The following is a 19,502-nucleotide window of genomic DNA, read 5'->3' on the forward strand; positions in this document are numbered from 1 at the left end:
TGGAAGACAGCAATGAATCAGTTTGCGATTCTTTATGGAGATCGATTTACCAGGTTGAACTGGTGAAAAAAGGGCTTGCCTTACGGCAGGCCGTTACCGGCCCGCACACAAAAAATCTGACACTCCCCGATCATCCGGTGGCGCACTGTTCATTGACGCAATACAACAGAGTGTCTTCCAGATGATCCAGATGTTGGTTCATCAGCATCCCGGCTTTGCAAGCATCCCCACATTCCACTGCCTCAACAATCGCCAAATGCTCCTGCCACGCGCAACAACCTCGCGTGAGCCCTGCGCTGCGCGCAATCGCCAATGACGTCAGCGGCACCAGACTGCCGAGAAAATGCGCCAGCGGTGCATTCCCCGCCATGTGTGCCAGTTGCAGGTGGAACTCCCCGGACAACCGAATCGCCATCGCCCGCCGATCCTGCTCGACAGCCTGGCGTTCACGCTCGATCAACGCTCGCAGGCGCTTCAATTCTTCGGCCTGTGGCCGCTGACAAGCCAGGCGCACCAGCGTGCTTTCGGTCAGGCGCCGTGCATGCAGGGTTTGCCGCGTTTGTTCGGCATTCAGCGCGGTGACACGCGGGCGATGATTGGCGCGCAACACAATGATGTGTTCATGGGACAGCTGCGTCAGCACCCGCCGCACATCGGCGCGGCTGACGCCGAACATCTGCCTGAGGCTGTCTTCGGTGAAACGGCTGGCAGCATCGAGACGCTGTTCGAGGATCGCGTCGAACAGTCGCGGATACAGATCGCCCACCGGCACTTGCAGGCGGGAGAAGGGCAGGGCCGCCGAGGTCTGGCGAGGGTGCGACGGCGTGGCAAGACTGTTCATGGCCGGTCTCCAGTGTGAAGAAATTCAGGTGTTCAAGTGGTCTTCCGGAATGTTCAGCTCGATGCCCATCCGCTGGCCTTCGCGCAGGATGTGTCGACGCATTTCGGCACTGGCCTGAGCGCTGTTTTTGCTGCGGATCGCGCGCACCACCGCTTCGTTTTCTTCGAGGCGTTCGGCCAGATGTTCCGGGGAATTGCGCAGCACGTCGGCACTTTGCTTGAGGGCGTTGCTGGTCTGTTGCACCACGCTTTGGAAAATCGGGTTTGAGGTCAGGGTGAACAATTCTTCGTGGAAGGCGATGTAGGCGCTGACCCCGGCTTCGCTGTCGCCGGCCTCCAGGGCTTCGCGCATGTCCATCAGGGTCAGGCGCAACTGGCCGACTTCCTTGCTGCTGATCGATTGGGCCACGAGGCCGACAATGAACGGCTCCAGGGTGTAGCGCAGTTGCAGCACGTCTTCGAGGCTGGCGCCGGCCACTGCGCTGTCGTGGCTTTGGCTGTCACTCCGTTGCGCGTCGAGCACCACCACGCCTTTGCCCGGCATCGAGCGCACCAGGCCGAGGGTTTCCAGGACGATCACCGCTTCGCGCAGGCTCGGGCGGCTGATGCCCAGTTGTTCGGCCAGTTCGCGCTGGCCGGGCAGCATGTCGCCGGAGCGCCACTGACCACGGGCCAGCGCGGCCCGGAGTTTTTCTACGACTGAGTTGACGACGGTTGAGGTGGTAATCACTTGTCTTGCTCCATGAGCCGTGCCTGCGGGTCAGCAGGCACGGCGGTCATTCAAAATTCTTTGGCGGCTGCTTGAGCGACCGGTTTTCTCGCTTGAAAGGTATAGCCCTGCTGACCGCTGAGCACCTTGTTCGCGCGTTGCACATCGATGTCCTTTTCCCAGCGCGCGATGGCGACGGTGGCGACGCAGTTGCCGATCAGGTTGGTCAGCGCTCGGCCGATGCCCATGAACCAGTCCACCGCCAACACCAACACCAGACCGACCACGGGGATGGCGGGAATCGCCGTCAGCGTTGCGGCGAGAATCACCAGCGCCGAACCGGGAATGCCGTGGGCACCTTTGGAGGTGATCAGCGATACCAGCAGAATGGTCAGCAGATCGGTCATGGCCAGCGGTGTGCCGGTGGCGTTGGCGATGAACACGATGGCCAGGGTCAGGTAGATCGAGAAACCGTCGAGGTTGAACGAGTAACCGGTCGGAATCACCAGCCCGACGGTCGAGCTGCCGATGCCCAGATGTTCCAGTTTGCGCATGATCTGTGGCAATACGGCGTCGGAGGACGCGGTGCCCATGACGATCAGCATTTCTTCACGCAGGTACTTGAGCAGCGGCCACAGGCGCAGTCCGGACAAGCGCATTACCAAGCCAAGAATCAAAGCGACAAAGGCCATGCACGTCAGATAGAACAAACCGACCAGACTGCCCAGATGCTGCAGCGAATCCAGGCCATATTTGCTGGTGGTAAACGCGATGGCGCCGAACACGCCAATCGGCGCCAGACGCACGATCATGCCCATGATCCGGAAGATCACATGGCTCAGCTCGTTGATCAGCCGCGAGATCCCGGAGGCGGCTTCGCCGACCAGATTCAATGCGCTACCGAACAGCACCGAGAACAACAGCACTTGCAAAATGTTGTTGTCGGCAAAGGCACCGATGACGGAGGTCGGGATCAGATCCATCAGGAACTGCGTGGTGGTGTGTATGTGCTGGCCGCGTTCGGCGATATCGCCGATGTCGGCGGCGGACAGTTGCTCCAGATGGATATTGGCGCCGCTGCCGATCCCGGTGCTGAACGCAAACACCAGGCCGATCACCAAGGCGATGGTGGTGAGCACTTCAAAATAGATGACTGACTTGAGGCCGATGCGCCCGACCTTCTTCAGGTCGCCCGCGCCACTGATGCCGCTGACCACTACGCAGAAGACGATCAGGCCGATGAGCATCTTGATCAGTTTGATGAAACCGTCGCCTAGGGGTTTGAGCTGGGCGGAATATTCGGGAAGGGTCAGCCCGCAGACGATGCCGAGCACCAGTCCGAGAACCACTTGGAGGAAGATTGAACGCGAGCACCATCTGAGCATGGGAGGAATCCTGGTCGGTGTCCTGGCTGCCGTGTGCGGGGCACATCAGATTCAGGACTTAATTATTGTGGTCTTACCGGTATGTCCAGTGCAGGCGCAGTCTAGGCGCTGTTTTTTACGGATCGCAAGTGAAAAATGACGAATTGGCATGACCGGTCTTACCAGTTGTGCGCAATCCCCCGATCTTGAGCGGTTGTTGACCCGAAACTTTTTTGCAGGCGAAAAAAAACCGGCCATCACTGGCCGGTTCTTCATGCTGCGGGTTTAACGTCGCACTTAAGCGCCGTAGACCGGCAGTTTCTTGCAGATGGCTTTGACTTTCTCACGAACGGCGTCGATCACCGCTTCGTTGTTCAGGTCAGCCAGGATGTCGCAGATCCAGCCGGCCAGTTCTTTGCACTCTGCTTCCTTGAAGCCACGCGTGGTCACAGCCGGCGTACCGAAGCGCAGGCCGGAGGTGACGAATGGCGAGCGTGGATCGTTAGGCACGGAGTTCTTGTTCACGGTGATGAACGCTTTGCCCAGCGCGGCGTCGGCGTCTTTACCGGAGATGTCCTGCTTGATCAGCGACAGCAGGAACAGGTGGTTTTCAGTACCGCCGGAGACCACGTCGAAACCGCGCTCGATGAACACGCCGGCCATGGCTTTGGCGTTTTTCACCACTTGTTGCTGGTAAGTCTTGAACTCAGGCTGCAGCGCTTCCTTGAAGCAGATCGCTTTGGCGGCAATCACGTGCTCCAGCGGGCCACCCTGGGCGCCCGGGAATACGGCGGAGTTCAGCTTCTTCTCGATGTCGGCGTTGGCGCGAGCCAGGATCAGGCCGCCACGCGGACCGCGCAGGGTCTTGTGGGTGGTGGTGGTCACCACGTCAGCGAAAGGCACCGGGTTCGGGTAGACGCCCGCGGCGACCAGACCGGCCACGTGAGCCATGTCGACGAACAGGTAAGCGCCAACCTTGTCAGCGATCGCGCGAAAGCGTGGGAAATCCAGAATCTGCGAGTAGGCAGAGAAACCGGCCACGATCATTTTCGGCTTGTGCTCAACAGCCAGACGCTCGACTTCGTCGTAGTCGATCAGGCCGTTGGCGTCGATGCCGTACTGCACCGCGTTGTACAGCTTGCCGGAGGAGGAAACGCTGGCGCCGTGGGTCAGGTGACCACCGTGGGCCAGGCTCATGCCCAGAATGGTGTCGCCACCTTGCAGCAGTGCCAGGTAGACAGCGGCGTTGGCTTGGGAACCGGCGTGCGGCTGAACGTTGGCGTAATCGGCGCCGAACAGTTCTTTGGCGCGGTCGATGGCCAGTTGCTCAACCACGTCGACGAACTCGCAACCACCGTAGTAGCGCTTGCCCGGATAACCTTCGGCGTACTTGTTGGTCAGTACCGAGCCTTGAGCCTCCATCACCGCAGGGCTGGTGTAGTTTTCCGAAGCGATCAGCTCGATGTGTTCTTCCTGGCGCTGAGCTTCTTGCTCCATGGCGGCAAAAAGATCGGCGTCGTACTTGGCAATAGTCAAATCACGGCTGAACATGGCGGTCCTCAAGGATCGGGGGCAGAAAAGGGGGGCATTCTAACCCAATGGGTTTTGGATGGCATATGAAACGACATCATGTCGCAGACAAGTGGCATTCATGACAGATGTGCGGTGTTTTTACTGGCCGCTTCGCGAGCCGGCTCGCTCACGCTAACCGAGGCCAGCCTGCGATTTTGTGATCGACATCAATCCTTGTGGAAGCGAGCCTGCTCGCGAAGGCCGCGCCACAGATTTTCAGTCGAACATGAAGAGCGCATCGTTACTGAATTGCGCCTCGAACCGGCTCGCCGGCATTGGCCTTCCAAACAGATACCCCTGCACCTCATCGCAGCCATGCTCACGCAGGAAGTCCAATTGCTCATGGGTTTCCACACCTTCGGCGATCACCGCCAGGTTCAGGCTGTGGGCCATGGCGATGATCGCCCGGGCAATCTGTGCGTCCTGCTCGCCGGACGGCAGGCCGTCAACGAAGGTGCGGTCGATCTTCAGCACGTCGATCGGGAATTGCTTGAGGTAGTTGAGCGATGAATAACCGGTGCCGAAGTCGTCGACCGCAATGCTCAGGCCGAGGTTTTTCAGCCCGTCGAGAATCTGCATCGCCTCGCAGACTTCGCGCATCAGGATGCTTTCGGTCAGTTCCAGCTCCAGGCACGCCGGCGGCAGGCCGGTTTCCTTGAGGATATTGGCGATTCGCGTGCCAAGTTGGCCGTCGGAGAACTGCCGCGCCGAGATGTTCACCGACACTTTGGGCACACGCACGCGGTTCTGGTGCCAGGTCTTGAGTTGGCGACATGCTTCGCCGATCACCCAATCACCGACGTCTACCACCAGCCCGAGTTCTTCCAGTACCGGAATGAAATCTCCCGGCGGCACCAGTCCGCGACGCGGATGACGCCAGCGCAGCAGCGCTTCGGCGCCGGTCAGGCGTTTGCCGTCGCCACTGAATTGCGGCTGGTAATACAGGACGAATTCGTTCTGCTCCAAGGCATGGCGCAGGTCGCTTTCCAGCTCCAGGCGCTCAAGCGCACTGGCGTTCATGTCGGCCTGATAGAACTGGAAGTTGTTCTTGCCGCGTTCCTTGGCGTGGTACATCGCGGTGTCGGCGTTCTTCATCAACTGGCTGAGCTCGTTGCCATCCTGCGGGCTCAGGGCGATGCCGATACTGGCCGTGACGAAGAACTCGCGGCCTTCAAGCACGAACGGGCGCACCAGACTCGCAAGAATTTGCTCGGCCACATGGATCGCGCGGTTCAGCGCCATCTCGCGGCTGGAGCGATGTTGCAGCAGCAGGGTGAATTCGTCGCCGCCCATCCGCGCCACGGTGTCGTCATCGTCGACGCAGGCCAGCAGGCGCGTGGCCATGTCCTTGAGCATGCGGTCGCCGGCGGCGTGGCCGAGGGAGTCGTTGATTGGCTTGAAGCGGTCGAGGTCGAGGAACATCAACACCACCCAGGACTTCTGCCGCTCGGCCGATTGCAGTGCGGTGTGCAGACGATCCTGGAACAGTGTGCGGTTCGGCAGGTGGGTCAGGGCGTCGTAATAGGCGAGACGATGAATCCGTTGCTCGCTGGCCTTGCGCTCACTGATGTCGCTGAAGAAGCACACGTAACTGGCCAGGTCGCCTTCGTCATCGAGCACGGCAGTGATGCCGACCCATGCCGGGTAATGTTCGCCGTTACGGCGCTTGAGCCAGACCTCGCCTTCCCAGGTGTTGTGCTGATGCAGTTGCTTGAGCACGTAACGCAGGTGCGCATCCTGTTGCTCGTCGACGGTGAGCATGTTCGGCAACTGGTCGAGCACTTCGCTGACCGCATAACCACTGACGCGGCTGAAGGCTTCGTTGGCCTGGACGATGTACCCGGCCGGGTCGGTGATCAGGATCGCCGACGTAGAATGCTCGAATACGGTGGCCGCCATGCGCAGGTCTTTCTCGGCGCGGCGCTGTTGGCTGATGTCGCGTCCGACGCCGAGCACGCCTTCAAACGCGCCGTGCTCGTCCCACACCAGCACCAGTCGCAACTCGATCGGGATCTTGCGGCCATCGGCGCGCAGGCAGTCGAACAGGAATAACTGCGTCTGCACTTGATTGCGCAAGATTGCCAGTTGCTCGGGTTTGTCCAGCGCCTTGCTGACCCGATCCATCAGGGTGTAAATACCGCTCAGTTGCTGCGGATTGGCGATGGTCGATTGCCAGCCGTTCTGGAAAATCCACTCGGCGTCGTAACCCAGCACCGCTTGCACCGACGGGCTGACGTAGTTCAGCGAGAGCTTGCTGTCGGTGGAAAAAATCACGTCGCTGATGCTTTCGGCGAGCATGCGGTAGCGCTGTTCGCTGTCGCGCAGCGATTCGCTGGCCTCGATTTGCTCGGTGATGTCTTTGGCCACACCGATGATCCGCGTGACCTGATCATGTTTGTCGCGGGCCAGCGCTTGTTCACGAATATCGAAGCGCCGCCATTCGCCGTCGCGGTGCCGGAAGCGCAACTGGCACTGAAGCAGTTGACTGTAACCGGCGTGACGCTGCATCTGACGCGAGCGATGGTAATAGTCGGCGTCTTCCGGATGCAGGAGTATTTCCCAGAAGTACTCCCCCATTTGATGCAGTTCGGTGCGGTTGTAGCCCAGCGTTTGGCCGAGGTGGTGGTTGCTGAAAATCATCCGTTGGCTGACCACGTCTTGCACATACAGATGATCCGGCACGGTACGCACCACGTCCGACCAGAAACCTTCGCGCTCCAGCAGCGACAGTTCGATGAGTTTACGGCTGGTGATGTCGTTGATGCTCAGGATCACCGCTTTATAGTCGTGCTGCTCCTGCGGCAGGCGTAAAACCATCCACAGGTGTTGATCGCGACCGTTGGTGTCCGGCAGTTTGATTTCCAGTTCCAGCTGACTTTGCTGTTGAAGTACGGCGTCGAGTACCTGATTGCCGATCGCGCAGTGAGGGTGCGGATGACCGTCGATCAACAGTTGCCAGGCGTCGTCGCAGGAGTTGACGTTGAGCAATTGCAGCGCTACCTGATTGACTTCGGTAACGCGCAATTCCTGCAACACCTGCTGACGCTGTTGCGGCTGGTCGAGCCAGGCCTTGAGTTGATCGCTGCTCTGGATCTGCGCCTTGTCGAAAAACTGTTTCAGGCCAGAGAGGTCCAGCACGCACAAGGCGACGCCGGTGCCGTCGAAGATGTCCTGATAACGCCGGCGCCCCTCATGAACCTGGCGCTGACGGCGACGCATGTTCAATAGTGCGATCACCGGCAGCAGCGAGAAGGCCAGGCCCAGTAGGCATTTGCCGATGAACGCGGGCAGCAATTCTTCGAGCACGCGCTGGCGGTCGAACAAACCACGCAGTTGCCAATCGCTGCTGCTCAGCGCAACGGTGAGCACGGTGTTGGCCAGATCGTCGGGACTCAGCACGCCTGGCTTGGCGGATGACAGTATTTCGTCGCGACTGATGATCTGGTGGTTGAGGCGGTTTTCCACCAGCCACAGCGGACGCAGGCCGGTTTCACTCTGCTTGGTCAGCGAGTCGAAGAATGTCGGGGTCAGGCGCAGTGCCCAATAACCACGAACGTTGCCGCTGGCCTGATGCAATAACAGGTGTACCACCGAGCCATCGTCGGCATTGCTGAAGTAGTGCGCTTGGGCGCGGCTGCGGCGTACCAGTTCGCTAAGGTAGTCGGCGTCGGAGCTTTCGGCACTGCTGTCGCTGAGGATTCTCCCGGAGGGGCTGAGCAACGCCAGGCTGCGCAGGTCCGGCAGTGATTTTTGAAGCTTGCGTAACAGCGCCTGCTGTTCGTCGGCTGATTGCGGTTGTTCGACGATCGGTAGCAGATTGAGGGCAATTTGCGCATTCAGCGCCATGTTCAGGCTGACCTGAGAGGCGAGGTCGGCGGTGTAATCGATGGTGTATTGGCGCTGGTTTTTCTGGGTTTCGTGCAATTGATCAAGCAATTGCCAGAACAGCAACGCCAGCAACAAGAGCACCAATGTGGCCAGCGCACCCTTTAATGTTCCGCGCAGGGGGGAGCCTGGCGCCGGTTGGGAGCTGCTCACGGAGGCTGGCGGAGTGACTTTGGACAAGCTGTAATCCTGCGGTTTGGCTGGACTGGCGCGACGTGCACTATAAGCCGGACGCCCGAAGGGCGGCTAGCATGCCTTGAGTCGTGGCGAAGTGCCAGCCCCGCGCGGCTGGACTGCCACCGGTCATTCAGGTAGCTTTGCCGGTTACGCGGGAGCGTTCCAGCTCCTAGACTCAGACTTTTTTCAGCGCGCACGCATTGATCAACATCAAGTGAACGACGCGCACGGTCTGGCCGGGCATCGCCTGCGCTCCAATCATTCATCTGTCACTGACCCAAGGTTCTCCATGGCTCAATACGTCTTCACCATGCATCGGCTGGGCAAAGTTGTTCCGCCGAAGCGGGAAATCCTGAAAAACATTTCTCTGTCGTTCTTCCCCGGCGCCAAGATCGGCGTACTCGGCCTCAACGGTTCGGGTAAGTCCACGCTGCTGAAAATCATGGCCGGCGTCGACACTGAGTTCGAGGGCGAAGCCCGTCCGATGCCGGACCTGAACATCGGTTATCTGCCGCAAGAGCCACAACTTGACCCCACCAAGACCGTGCGTGAAGTGGTCGAGGAAGCGGTCAGCGTGATCAAGAACGCCCAGGCGCGCCTGGACGAGGTCTACGCGGCTTACGCTGAAGAAGATGCCGACTTCGACAAACTGGCGGCAGAACAGGCCAAGCTCGAAGCCATCCTGCAAGCCAGCGACGGTCACAACCTGGATCGCCAACTGGAAGTCGCCGCCGATGCGCTGCGTCTGCCGGCGTGGGATGCCAAGGTCGAACATTTGTCCGGCGGTGAAAAACGCCGTGTGGCCCTGTGCCGTCTGCTGCTGTCCGCCCCGGACATGCTGCTGCTCGACGAACCGACCAACCACTTGGACGCTGACTCCGTGGCGTGGCTGGAGCACTTCCTGCACGACTTCCCGGGCACCGTGGTTGCGATCACGCACGACCGTTACTTCCTCGACAACGTCGCGGGCTGGATTCTGGAACTCGACCGCGGCGCGGGCATTCCTTACGAGGGCAACTACTCGGGTTGGCTCGAAGCCAAGTCCGATCGTCTGGCGGCCGAATCCAAGCAGCAGTCGGCTCACGAAAAAGCCATGAAAGAAGAACTGGAGTGGGTGCGCAAAGGCGCCAAGGCCCGCCAGTCGAAATCCAAGGCTCGTCTGCAACGCTTCGAAGAAATGCAGTCGCAGGAATTCCAGAAACGCAGCGAAACCAACGAGATCTACATCCCGGCCGGTCCGCGCCTGGGCGACAAAGTCATCGAGTTCAAGAACGTCACCAAGGGCTACGGCGATCGCGTGTTGATCGACAACCTGTCGTTCTCCATGCCTAAAGGCGCCATTGTCGGCGTGATTGGCGGTAACGGTGCCGGTAAGTCGACCCTGTTCCGCATGCTGATGGGCAAGGAAACGCCGGATTCGGGCTCCATCGAAGTCGGCGAAACCGTGCAGCTGGCTTGTGTGGATCAGAGCCGCGAAGACCTCGACGGCAGCAAGACGGTGTTCCAGCAGATCTCCGACGGTTCGGACCAGATCCGCATCGGCAACTACGAGATTCCGTCGCGTACCTACGTCGGTCGTTTCAACTTCAAGGGCGGCGATCAGCAGAAGTTCGTCAAGGACCTGTCCGGTGGTGAGCGCGGTCGTCTGCACCTGGCGCTGACCCTGAAAGAGGGCGGCAACGTCCTGCTGCTCGACGAACCGTCCAACGACCTCGACGTTGAAACCCTGCGTTCGCTGGAAGAAGCCCTGCTGGACTTCCCGGGCGCCGCCATTGTGATCTCTCACGATCGGTGGTTCCTTGACCGCGTCGCGACCCACATCCTGGCGTACGAAGACGACTCCCAGGCGGTGTTCTTCGAAGGCAACTACACCGAGTACGAAGCTGATCGCAAAAAGCGCCTCGGCGAAGCAGCGGCCCAGCCACACCGGGTACGCCACAAAAAACTGGCCTGATACTGGGCGGGTTGCATAAAAAGCGGAGCCTTCGGGCTCCGCTTTTTTGTGCCTGGTTTTTTAGCAGGGCTTTGATGGGCGGCAGGTGAGGTGGGCAACTTTGGTCGCCGATGCGATGTGGGCCCAAGGCGTGGTTTACGAAGGTTCGACACGGATCACTTCAATCAGTTGATCACCGGCGGGGCGCTGCCACAGCACCTCGTCGTTAAGCTGGGCGCCGAGCAATGCCCGGCCCAGTGGTGAGCCCCAGTTGATCAAGCCTTTGGCGGCGTCGGCCTGGTCTTCACCCACCAGTTGCACGCGGCGCTCGGTGTTGTGTTCGTCGGCATAGGTCACCCAACTGCCGATCTGCACCTTGTCGGTAGAGGTCGCGGCGACGGCGACTTGGGCACTGCCCAGACGTTGATTGAAGTAACGCAGATCACGTTCAAGATCGGCCAGACGTTGTTTGTCAGCCTGTTCACCCTTGGCCGATTGCTCGGCGTGCAGGGCTTGCAGCTCGGCGACTTTCCCCTGCAACTGGGCGAGCCCCAGCGGTGTGACGTAATTGGGTTGCGTGCTGGCCTGCCGTTCGACGGGCTGATCGGCTTGCGCGGCGGCATTGTCTTCGTTAACGAAAGCGCGGCTCATGGTGTCCTCCTCTTCATAGAGTTTGGGTCATGGTCGCCGGCATTTGGTTTCACTGGATGTCTGGAAGCGACCTACTGCGAGCGGTAAGCCCGCCCGGCGCCCTGATCTTTCTGGCGCTGCCAGGCGCGTTCGCGTTCGTCCCAGTGTTCGTTGCGATACTCTTCGCGACCCTTGTTTTCCAGCATCGCCTGACACTGGCGAAAGCCGTCGGTCCAGCCTTCGGCGTATTGGTTGTCCTTGAGATAGCGCGGCACGTTCTTGCGGAATTCGCCGCTGATCGAGCCGGCCGCTTGCCGGCCGCTGACACAACCGTCATCAAAACCGTCGGCGAAGGCCGGTGGGTAACCTTTGGCGATGAAATCTTCGTGAGTGGTCTGGCAACCGCCCAGCATCAGCAAAACACCCAGCAAACCCGCACACCGCCACATCGCACTCTCCCGCGCCGGTTCTCGGCTGATAGGGAAAGTCTAGAAGGGGATTCGTCGGGCGTTGGTGAAAGGCGTGTGAGTAATTCGTTGAACACTGGAGATTCCTGTAGGCGGGCTTGCTCGCGAAACCGGTGTGTCAGCCGACATTTGAATCGCCTGACACGACGCCTTCGTGAGCAGGCCCGCCACACAGGGGTTATTTGCTGGGCTTCAGATCAGTAGTGATACCACTTCACCTCGAGCATGACTTCGGTTTCAGGCGTGGCCAGATGACTGAACTCGCGTTGCGCACTCAGGCGCAAACCAAGGTTGCGCGACAATTCCCACTGCTGATTCAGGCTCAGGCTACGGCGCACTTCGCCGTTGGTGAAGTAATCACCCTTGGCCTCCAGGCTCAGGTTGCCCAGCGGGTTTTTCCACAGTACGCCGCTGTTGAAACCAGCGGCTGGCGCAATGAAACCGGCGAAGTCATTGTTGTGTTCGACACGTACCGTGCCCAGGGCAAACCCGAGCACATCTTCGCCCAACTGCCACGTACCACCGCCGCCACCGTTGACGTGGCTGACCAGGGTTTCGTCATCATGCTTGCCCGGCACACGCTCAAGGCCGCCGGTGACTTGCCACGACAATGGCTGCAACAACTCATTGCGCGGCGTCAGCGAGCGAATGGTCGCCAGATCCAGTTGCTGGAATTGCCAGTGCTTGCCTTCGTACTGGCGCAGCTTCATTTGCAGGATTTCGATCTGCGCGCCGAGCGGGAAACTTTCGGCGTTGTCGTTGAGGTCGTGATAGGCCATACGCAAGCCGTATTCGCCGAACGCACGATCACCACGGGTGCCGAGACCGGCCTGCCAGGTGCGTGATTCGTGGCCGTCTTCAGGCAGGCCCGGTTGCGCAATGTCCAGTTCGGGGGCGGGGTTCTTGTTGATTGCCCGCAGCAGTTCGAAACTGCGTTGCGCTCGTTGCGGATCGCGCTCCTGGCCGTTGGCGCGGTAGCGTTCCAGGCGATAAGCCGCATCGATGATCAGCGCTTGGCGCTCGCGAGGCAGCGCTTTGAATGTCGGCTCTTGCAGTTGCTGTTGATCGGCGCTGACGTTCAGTACCCACGCCTGTTCGTCATCGGTCAAAGGCTCGGCGCGACTGAGCAGTTCACGTTCACGAGAGGGGCGGTATTGAATGCTTTCCACCAACCCGGCTTCTTTCACCGCTTTGACCGTGTCGGTGGGAATTGCCGTCAGCGGGAATTGTTCGGTCAGGCGCAAACTCGGTCGCGCGACCTGCAGCAATTCGAGCAAGCGGTAGGAGCAGTTTTCGTCGAAGAAGAAATAGTCGAACTGGATCTGCTTCAGCTCCCACACATGCTCGACCATGCGCGCGGTTTCTTCTTGCGTCAGATTGAGCCGGTACTCCCACAGATCGCGGTTTTCCAGGCTGCGGTATTCGGAGAGTTTTTCCTGATACGGCACCAGCGCAAACAGCCCCGGGTAGCCCCCCATCAAGCCTTTCCAGGCGTACAGAATGCTGTTGTCCGAACCTTCGATGTAGGCGCCGAAGTTGATGGCGTAACTGAGCAGCGAGGTCTTGTCGGTCTGCACGTCAGCCTGATCGATGCGCAGCAACGTGTGGCCGAACATCGATGACGGGCTGTTGAGATAAGCCGCGGGGAAGATCATCACCGCGCTGTGCGGCGAAACGTCCTTGAACCACTTTTTGTACTCGGCACACGCAGGCGTTGGCAGGTCGCTCAGGTTGAGTTGCGTTTTGAGCCAGCGCGTGCGGGCGGGGTAGACGCATTGCGCGTGCTGCTCGCCGAGGCTGGCCGGGGCGTACAGCGCTTGTACCGTGGCGGCCAGTTCATGGTCGGGATGTTCATTGCCATCGGGCGCGAGGAAGAATTTCTTGTCGCTGACATAGCTGCGCCAGCCGCCGAGCTTGGCGGTTTCGTAGTGGCCGAGGGAAATCCAGAAGCGGTCATTGGCCAGTTGCTGCAAACGTTGAGGATCGATGGTTGGCGCGGCGGACAGCGGGGCGCAGACACAGAGCGCCAGCCAGGCAAGGCGTTTGAGCATAGTCGGCAACTTAAACAGGAAAGAAAAAAAGACCCAAGGAGGGACGGGCCGAAAAAACAAAACCCGCTTCCCGAAAGAAGCGGGTGGGGTCGAGCTTAAGCCTGAGTGGCGTACTTGGCCAGACGTGGGTCTGACTTCAGAACGGCCAGGGTGTTGGTGTGCACGTCTTCAGCGGTCACGTCAGCCTTGCTGAAGATCTGCTGGAAGTGCTCGTGAGTGACGGCCGCGAAGTGCGCACGGTCTTGCGGCGCCACGCCCAGTACCACGGCATAAGTCGTCAGCGCTTCGCCGTTGCCTTTGGCCATGTCTTCGGACAGCTCGTTCATCATGCCATTCATGGCAATCCAGGATTTGCCGCCGTAGGTCAGCGATGCGTTGGTCGAGCAACCGTTGGTGCCGGACGTCATGCCGAAGGTAGCGTTACCGGACGTGCCGTTGGTGGTGGAAGCGAGGAAGTGAGCCGGGGTGCCACGCTGACCTTCGAACAGCATGTTGCCCCAACCGCAATCCGGGCCGCCCGGGGCTTGCGCCATTGCGTTGATGGATACAGCGGTGAAGAGAGTACCGAGAAGAATCCGTTTCATAGCTTTGTTCTCTTTGTGTGCATACCAATGGACAGGGTTCTGGCCCCCCAAGCTCTGTAGAAACAGATCCAAACGAAGCCAGTGGGCCGGTATTAGTTCCAGCCGCGCAGTTTGGAGTTTAGGCACGTTCCTGGGGTTCCGTGATTTTTTACAAAAGATTTGGCGATAACCCCGATTTCACAGGGGAGGGGGCGGGGGCGACCGGTTGTCTATGCTTTGTCATAGGGCGCGCCTTGCCAGTGGGGTACGGGCAGCGCCAGAATGCCGCTATCTGCCCCGCCTGATTGTTAAGGAAGCCCGATGCCTGATCCTGTTGCTGCCAGCCTGCGTATAGCGCCCGAAGCGCTGACCCGTCCGTTTTCCGCTGAACAGTTCAGCTTCACTACCACCAATGATCTGGAGCCCTTTCGCGGTGTGCTCGGCCAGGAACGTGCGGTCGAAGCCTTGCAGTTCGGTGTGGCCATGCCACGCCCCGGTTACAACGTATTCGTGATGGGTGAGCCCGGCACCGGTCGTTTCTCGTTCGTCAAACGCTACCTGAAGGCCGAAGGCAAACGCCTGCAGACCCCGGCGGACTGGGTCTATGTCAATAATTTCGACGAGCCTCGCGAGCCTCGCGTTCTGGAACTGCCATCGGGTACGGCCGGCTCGTTTATCGGTGACATCAACGGCTTGATCGACAACCTGCTGGCGACCTTCCCGGCCGTGTTCGAGCATCCGTCCTACCAGCAAAAGAAAAGCGCCATCGACCGGGCTTTCAACCAGCGCTACGACAAGGCCCTCGACATCATCGAGCGTCTGGCTCTGGAAAAAGACGTCGCCCTGTACCGCGACAGCAGCAACATCGCCTTCACGCCGATGCTCGACGGCAAGGCGCTGGATGAGGCTGAGTTTTCGCAATTGCCGGAAGCCGATCGCGAACGTTTTCACGATGACATCTCCGGTCTCGAAGAACGCCTGAACGAAGAACTCGCCAGCCTGCCGCAGTGGAAGCGTGAGTCGAACAACCAGCTGCGTCAGCTCAACGAAGAAACCATCACCCTGGCCTTGCAGCCGCTGTTGTCGCCGCTGTCGGAGAAATACGCGGAGAACGCCGCCGTCTGCGGTTACCTGCAAGCGATGCAGGTGTACCTGCTCAAAACCGTGGTCGAGCAACTGGTCGATGACAGCAAGACTGACGCCGTTGCGCGCAAACTGCTGGAGGAGCAGTACGCACCGAGTCTGGTGGTCGGGCATCCGGCCAGCGGCGGCGCGCCAGTGGTATTCGAACCGCACCCGACTTACGAAAACCTGTTCGGTCGTATCGAATACACCACCGATCAGGGCGCGCTCTACACCACCTATCGCCAGTTGCGTCCAGGCGCGCTGCACCGTGCCAATGGCGGCTTCCTGATTCTTGAAGCGGAAAAAATGCTCAGCGAGCCATTCGTGTGGGATGCGCTCAAGCGCGCTCTGCAATCGCGCAAGCTGAAAATGGAATCGCCGCTGGGCGAGATGGGCCGCTTCGCCACCGTGACCCTCAACCCGCAGCACATTCCGTTGCAGGTCAAAGTCATCATCATCGGCGCACGTTCGCTGTATTACACGCTGCAAGACCTCGATCCGGACTTTCAGGAGATGTTCCGCGTCCTGGTCGACTTCGACGAAGACATTCCGATGGTCGACGAGAGCCTGGAGCAATTCGCCCAGTTGCTCAAAACCCGCACTTCTGAAGAAGGCATGGCGCCTTTGACCGCCGATGCGGTCGCGCGTCTGGCGACGTACAGCGCCCGTCTGGCCGAGCATCAGGGGCGTTTGTCGGCGCGAATCGGTGATTTGTTCCAGTTGGTCAGCGAGGCGGATTTCATCCGTCATCTGGCCGGCGATGAAATGACCGATGCCGGGCATATCGAGCGTGCGCTGAAAGCCAAGGCCACTCGCACCGGGCGTGTGTCGGCGCGAATTCTCGACGACATGCTCGCCGGGATCATCCTGATCGACACCGACGGGGCGGCGGTCGGCAAGTGTAACGGTTTGACCGTGCTGGAAGTCGGCGACTCGGCGTTCGGTGTGCCGGCGCGGATTTCCGCCACGGTGTATCCGGGCGGCAGCGGGATCGTCGACATCGAGCGCGAGGTCAACCTCGGCCAGCCGATTCACTCCAAGGGCGTGATGATCCTCACCGGCTATCTGGGCAGCCGTTATGCGCAGGAATTCCCGTTGGCGATTTCCGCGAGCATCGCGCTGGAGCAGTCCTACGGTTACGTTGATGGCGACAGTGCTTCGTTGGGCGAGGCCTGCACGTTGATTTCGGCGCTGTCGAAAACACCGCTCAAGCAATGCTTTGCGATCACCGGCTCCATCAACCAGTTCGGCGAAGTGCAAGCGGTCGGTGGGGTCAACGAGAAGATCGAAGGCTTCTTCCGCCTCTGCGAGGCGCGCGGGCTGACCGGCGAGCAGGGCGCGATCATTCCGCAGGCCAACGTCGCCACCTTGATGCTCGACGAAAAAGTACTGGCGGCGGTGCGCGCCGGGCAGTTCCACGTTTACGCGGTGCGTCAGGCCGACGAGGCGCTGAGCCTGCTGGTTGGCGAGCCGGCCGGTGAACCGGATGCAGACGGTCAGTTCCCTGAAGGCAGCGTCAATGCGCGGGTGGTTGAGCGTCTGCGGGTGATTGCCGAGATGATCAGCGAAGAGGATTTGAAGGAGGCTGAGAAGGAACTGGCGCAAGAGGCGTTGGTAGAAGCCAAACCGGCGTAAACCTTAACCAGGTCAAAAACTGCAACGGCATCAAAACAATGGGAGGGGGCTTGCTCCCGGAGGCGCAGTATCAGCCAACGAATCTGTTGCCTGACACACTGCCTTCGGGAGCAAGCCCCTTCCCATATTTTTCAGGGTGCAGCCAATAGAAAGCGCCACTACTCTGGCGCCAATATTCACACAATGACCATTCGGCGCATTCTGGTTTCGTGCGGCTTGCGCGGCGAACTTTTCTTCTATTCTCAGCTCAAGGATGTCGACAGTATCACTGGATCGAGCCAGTCCTCCCGTGAGGGCTGAATACCGGCTTCACCGAGGGTCGCCGCCATGTCGCGCAACCTCTGCCTCACCCGTCAATGCCTGGGTCTCGTGACCCGTATCGAATGTGTCATCAAACCGTTGGCCGGCGATACCGGCATGTGGACGCTGCTCTTCGCTGCCGGCATGGCCGGTGAACAACCTTCCGCTATCAAAGCCCAAGGCCCGTTCCACGGGCCAGTCGCCGCCGAGTCGATCCTCGACACCATCGTCGAAAGTCTGACGCTGCACGGCTATGAGCTCGCCGACGATCCGCAGATCTGGAGCCTGCACCTGCAAGCCCAGCTTCGGCAGATCAACGGGGGGCGCGGACGAAGTCTCAACAGTTAGAGCGCAGGGTCGGTCAACTGTGCTGGGTCGAGTTTGACCTCGAAGCCGTATTGCAGGGTGGTGAGGTCAGTTCGCTGATAGGTTTCCACGTGGGTTGGGCGGCCATAGAAGTAATGCACGCCGAACAACGCCGGGCCCTCTGCGCTCGCATCGTGGCTGACCGAGAGAATCTGCTTGAGATAGTTGCCGCTGTCGTCCTTGACGAAGAAGCGCCATTCGTTGGCCGGAAACTGTTTCAGGTCTACCACCAGCATGTTGTTCTTGATCTCCAGCCCCTTGGGCAAGGACTTGGCGTCGTACGCTTGCTTGGCCACCGTTGCCAGGAACAACGGCATCGAGCCTACGGCGATCGCTGGGGTTTGCGGGAACAGATTCAGATCTGTAAGTGATCGTCGCTCGCAGCGGATCGACCTGATAGGCCTCGGGCGGCAGTTCGATCGGCTCATCGAGTTTGCCGTTGTGTTTCTCGGTGAAGAACGTCACCGGGCTGTCGCCGGGGTTGAAGTCGTCGCCGAGCAACTCGTCGTTGAAGGTGCGGCGATGGGAAAACTCGATGCGCGCGGCGCTCGGGTCTTCCACGGATTGGTGGACACGGATGCCGGCTTTCAACTGTTCTTCAGTCAGGCTCGCGCCCTTGAGCCAGTTCTCGGCCAGATCGTCATACACCACCACTGGCAGATCCAGCGGCTTGATGGCTTTGTCCGTGGTGTGCTGATGAAAGGCGCGAATGGGGAGATCGAGCGACTGGCGGGTGACGGTGGCGGATGAGAAGTCCAGCGCGCGGACCTCCAACGTCTCGATCGGGCCATTGAAATAGACCTTGTTATAGCGCTGCGGGTGTTGTTGCTCGAAGGCTTGCTGATCGGCGCTGAGTTGCTTTTCCAGCGCGTTGCTCCAGGTTTTCTGTTGTTGCAGGTGCGCCAGTTGTTTTTCGTAGAAGGCTACTTGTTCCGGACTTTCATTGATTGAACCGGCGCGCACCAGGTATTGCCCGGTGGCGTCGCGGGCCTGAACGATCAAAGGATTGAGTTGCGAATCGGCGACTTGCGCTGGCAAGGGCAGGTTGTTGCTGAATTCGACTTCGGCGTAGTTCTTTCCAAGCTTCAGCAGTTTGACGCTCAGGTTGTCGTTGGTGCGAGTCTGGCCGACGTCCTTTTGCGTCAGGTCGAAGCTGTACAAGCGTCGCGGCGCGATGACTTCAACCTTGCCCTGCAGGCTCACCGGTTGCGGCTGACTTTTCTTGTCCACATCCAGACCTTCGATGAACGGGTAGGTTACGGTCAGGTCATCGGGGTTGGTGACGTTGGAACTGGACGGGCTGAGCTGAATACCGGGATCGGTTTCCGACCACTCGGGCTGGTAGGGGATGACGCGTTTGTTGCTCAACGTCACCGATTGCCATTCCACACGATGGGGAAACAGGAAGCCGCCGGGAATGTTGAGGTTGAACGGGAATACTGGCTGCAGGTCGGTGAGGTAATCGGAGCTGGCGTCCTTGTGCAGCACGAACAGGCCACTGATGAAGGTATCGACCAGCGCCTGCGGGGTCGGGTAGTGCTTGAGCACGCCGAGGGCGTCCTCGCCATATTCGGTGCGCAGTGGATTGCCTTCGAGTTTGAGCTGTGCCCGTTCAAGCAACAGCAGCGAGCCGCCGAGCTCGGTGACGGCGTCCTTGAGCTTCGGATCAGTGATGGCGTCGAGAGACTGTTCGAACGTTGCCGTCTTTTCCTCAAGGCTGACTGCGTGCTTCTTGTCGCCGGGCGAGCAACCGCTCATCAATAGCACAAGGCACATTCCGGCAATCGTTATCGGCAATCGCACATCCATTTCCACGCGTCCTGTCCACTGTCACGGGGCTGTCATTGGCTTGGACACTAGCAGAAAAACTTTGGCACACACACGC

At 59.8% G+C, this 19,502-nt stretch carries 12 protein-coding genes and 1 pseudogene; 3 read left to right on the forward strand and 10 right to left on the reverse strand.

Annotated features, from left to right (window positions below):
• Window positions 1-130 precede the first annotated feature (130 nt).
• The 5 genes from AACY02_RS15735 to AACY02_RS15755 all read right to left on the reverse strand — a co-directional run bounded on the left by AACY02_RS15735 (window position 131) and on the right by AACY02_RS15755 (window position 8,550).
• Window positions 131-841: a GntR family transcriptional regulator gene (locus AACY02_RS15735; protein WP_339432753.1), complete on the reverse strand. Its 711-nt coding sequence runs from the start codon at window positions 839-841 to the stop codon at window positions 131-133.
• 24 nt (window positions 842-865) lie between these two features.
• A complete protein-coding gene (locus AACY02_RS15740; RefSeq protein WP_339432754.1) occupies window positions 866-1,570 on the reverse strand; it encodes a FadR/GntR family transcriptional regulator in 705 nt (234 codons plus the stop codon).
• A 50-nt stretch (window positions 1,571-1,620) separates the two neighbouring features.
• Window positions 1,621-2,934 (reverse strand): C4-dicarboxylate transporter DctA, encoded by a 1,314-nt coding sequence (locus AACY02_RS15745; RefSeq protein ID WP_339432755.1) that lies wholly within the window; start codon window positions 2,932-2,934, stop codon window positions 1,621-1,623.
• Between the two features lie 276 nt (window positions 2,935-3,210).
• Window positions 3,211-4,464, reverse strand: a complete 1,254-nt coding sequence (gene glyA / locus AACY02_RS15750; protein ID WP_221730117.1) for a serine hydroxymethyltransferase — start codon at window positions 4,462-4,464, stop codon at window positions 3,211-3,213.
• Between the two features lie 237 nt (window positions 4,465-4,701).
• Window positions 4,702-8,550, reverse strand: a complete 3,849-nt coding sequence (locus tag AACY02_RS15755) for a sensor domain-containing protein (protein ID WP_339432756.1) — start codon at window positions 8,548-8,550, stop codon at window positions 4,702-4,704.
• A 286-nt stretch (window positions 8,551-8,836) separates the two neighbouring features.
• Here AACY02_RS15755 and ettA point away from each other — a divergent pair, with 286 nt between their 5' ends.
• Window positions 8,837-10,501 carry an energy-dependent translational throttle protein EttA gene (gene ettA / locus AACY02_RS15760; protein WP_339432816.1) on the forward strand — a complete coding sequence of 555 codons (1,665 nt, stop codon included), beginning with the start codon at window positions 8,837-8,839 and terminating at the stop codon, window positions 10,499-10,501.
• A 135-nt stretch (window positions 10,502-10,636) separates the two neighbouring features.
• Here ettA and AACY02_RS15765 read toward each other — a convergent pair whose 3' ends face one another.
• From AACY02_RS15765 to AACY02_RS15780, 4 genes are all read right to left on the reverse strand, one after another.
• A complete protein-coding gene (locus AACY02_RS15765; protein ID WP_339432757.1) occupies window positions 10,637-11,131 on the reverse strand; it encodes a GreA/GreB family elongation factor in 495 nt (164 codons plus the stop codon).
• Between the two features lie 71 nt (window positions 11,132-11,202).
• Window positions 11,203-11,559, reverse strand: a complete 357-nt coding sequence (locus AACY02_RS15770; protein WP_339432758.1) for a hypothetical protein — start codon at window positions 11,557-11,559, stop codon at window positions 11,203-11,205.
• A 215-nt stretch (window positions 11,560-11,774) separates the two neighbouring features.
• Window positions 11,775-13,628, reverse strand: a complete 1,854-nt coding sequence (locus AACY02_RS15775; protein WP_339432759.1) for an Lnb N-terminal periplasmic domain-containing protein — start codon at window positions 13,626-13,628, stop codon at window positions 11,775-11,777.
• A gap of 95 nt (window positions 13,629-13,723) precedes the next feature.
• The gene (locus AACY02_RS15780) at window positions 13,724-14,212 is read right to left on the reverse strand and encodes a DUF3015 domain-containing protein (protein ID WP_221730112.1); all 489 of its coding nucleotides are present in this window, start codon (window positions 14,210-14,212) and stop codon (window positions 13,724-13,726) included.
• A gap of 300 nt (window positions 14,213-14,512) precedes the next feature.
• On the opposite strand from AACY02_RS15780, the gene AACY02_RS15785 reads away from it, so the two are divergent.
• Together AACY02_RS15785 and AACY02_RS15790 are read left to right on the forward strand one after the other, a co-directional pair.
• Entirely contained in the window at window positions 14,513-16,951 is a 2,439-nt protein-coding gene (locus tag AACY02_RS15785; protein ID WP_339432760.1) for a Lon protease family protein, read from the forward strand.
• A 327-nt stretch (window positions 16,952-17,278) separates the two neighbouring features.
• Entirely contained in the window at window positions 17,279-17,599 is a 321-nt protein-coding gene (locus AACY02_RS15790) for a PA4575 family protein (protein ID WP_339432761.1), read from the forward strand.
• Here AACY02_RS15790 and AACY02_RS15795 read toward each other — a convergent pair.
• Window positions 17,596-19,426, reverse strand: a pseudogene (locus AACY02_RS15795) (hypothetical protein). The gene AACY02_RS15790 and the pseudogene AACY02_RS15795 overlap by 4 nt on opposite strands.
• Between the last annotated feature and the right edge of the window lie 76 nt (window positions 19,427-19,502).

The organism is Pseudomonas sp. EA_65y_Pfl2_P78, assembly GCF_963970495.1.
Classification (GTDB): domain Bacteria; phylum Pseudomonadota; class Gammaproteobacteria; order Pseudomonadales; family Pseudomonadaceae; genus Aquipseudomonas; species Aquipseudomonas baetica_A.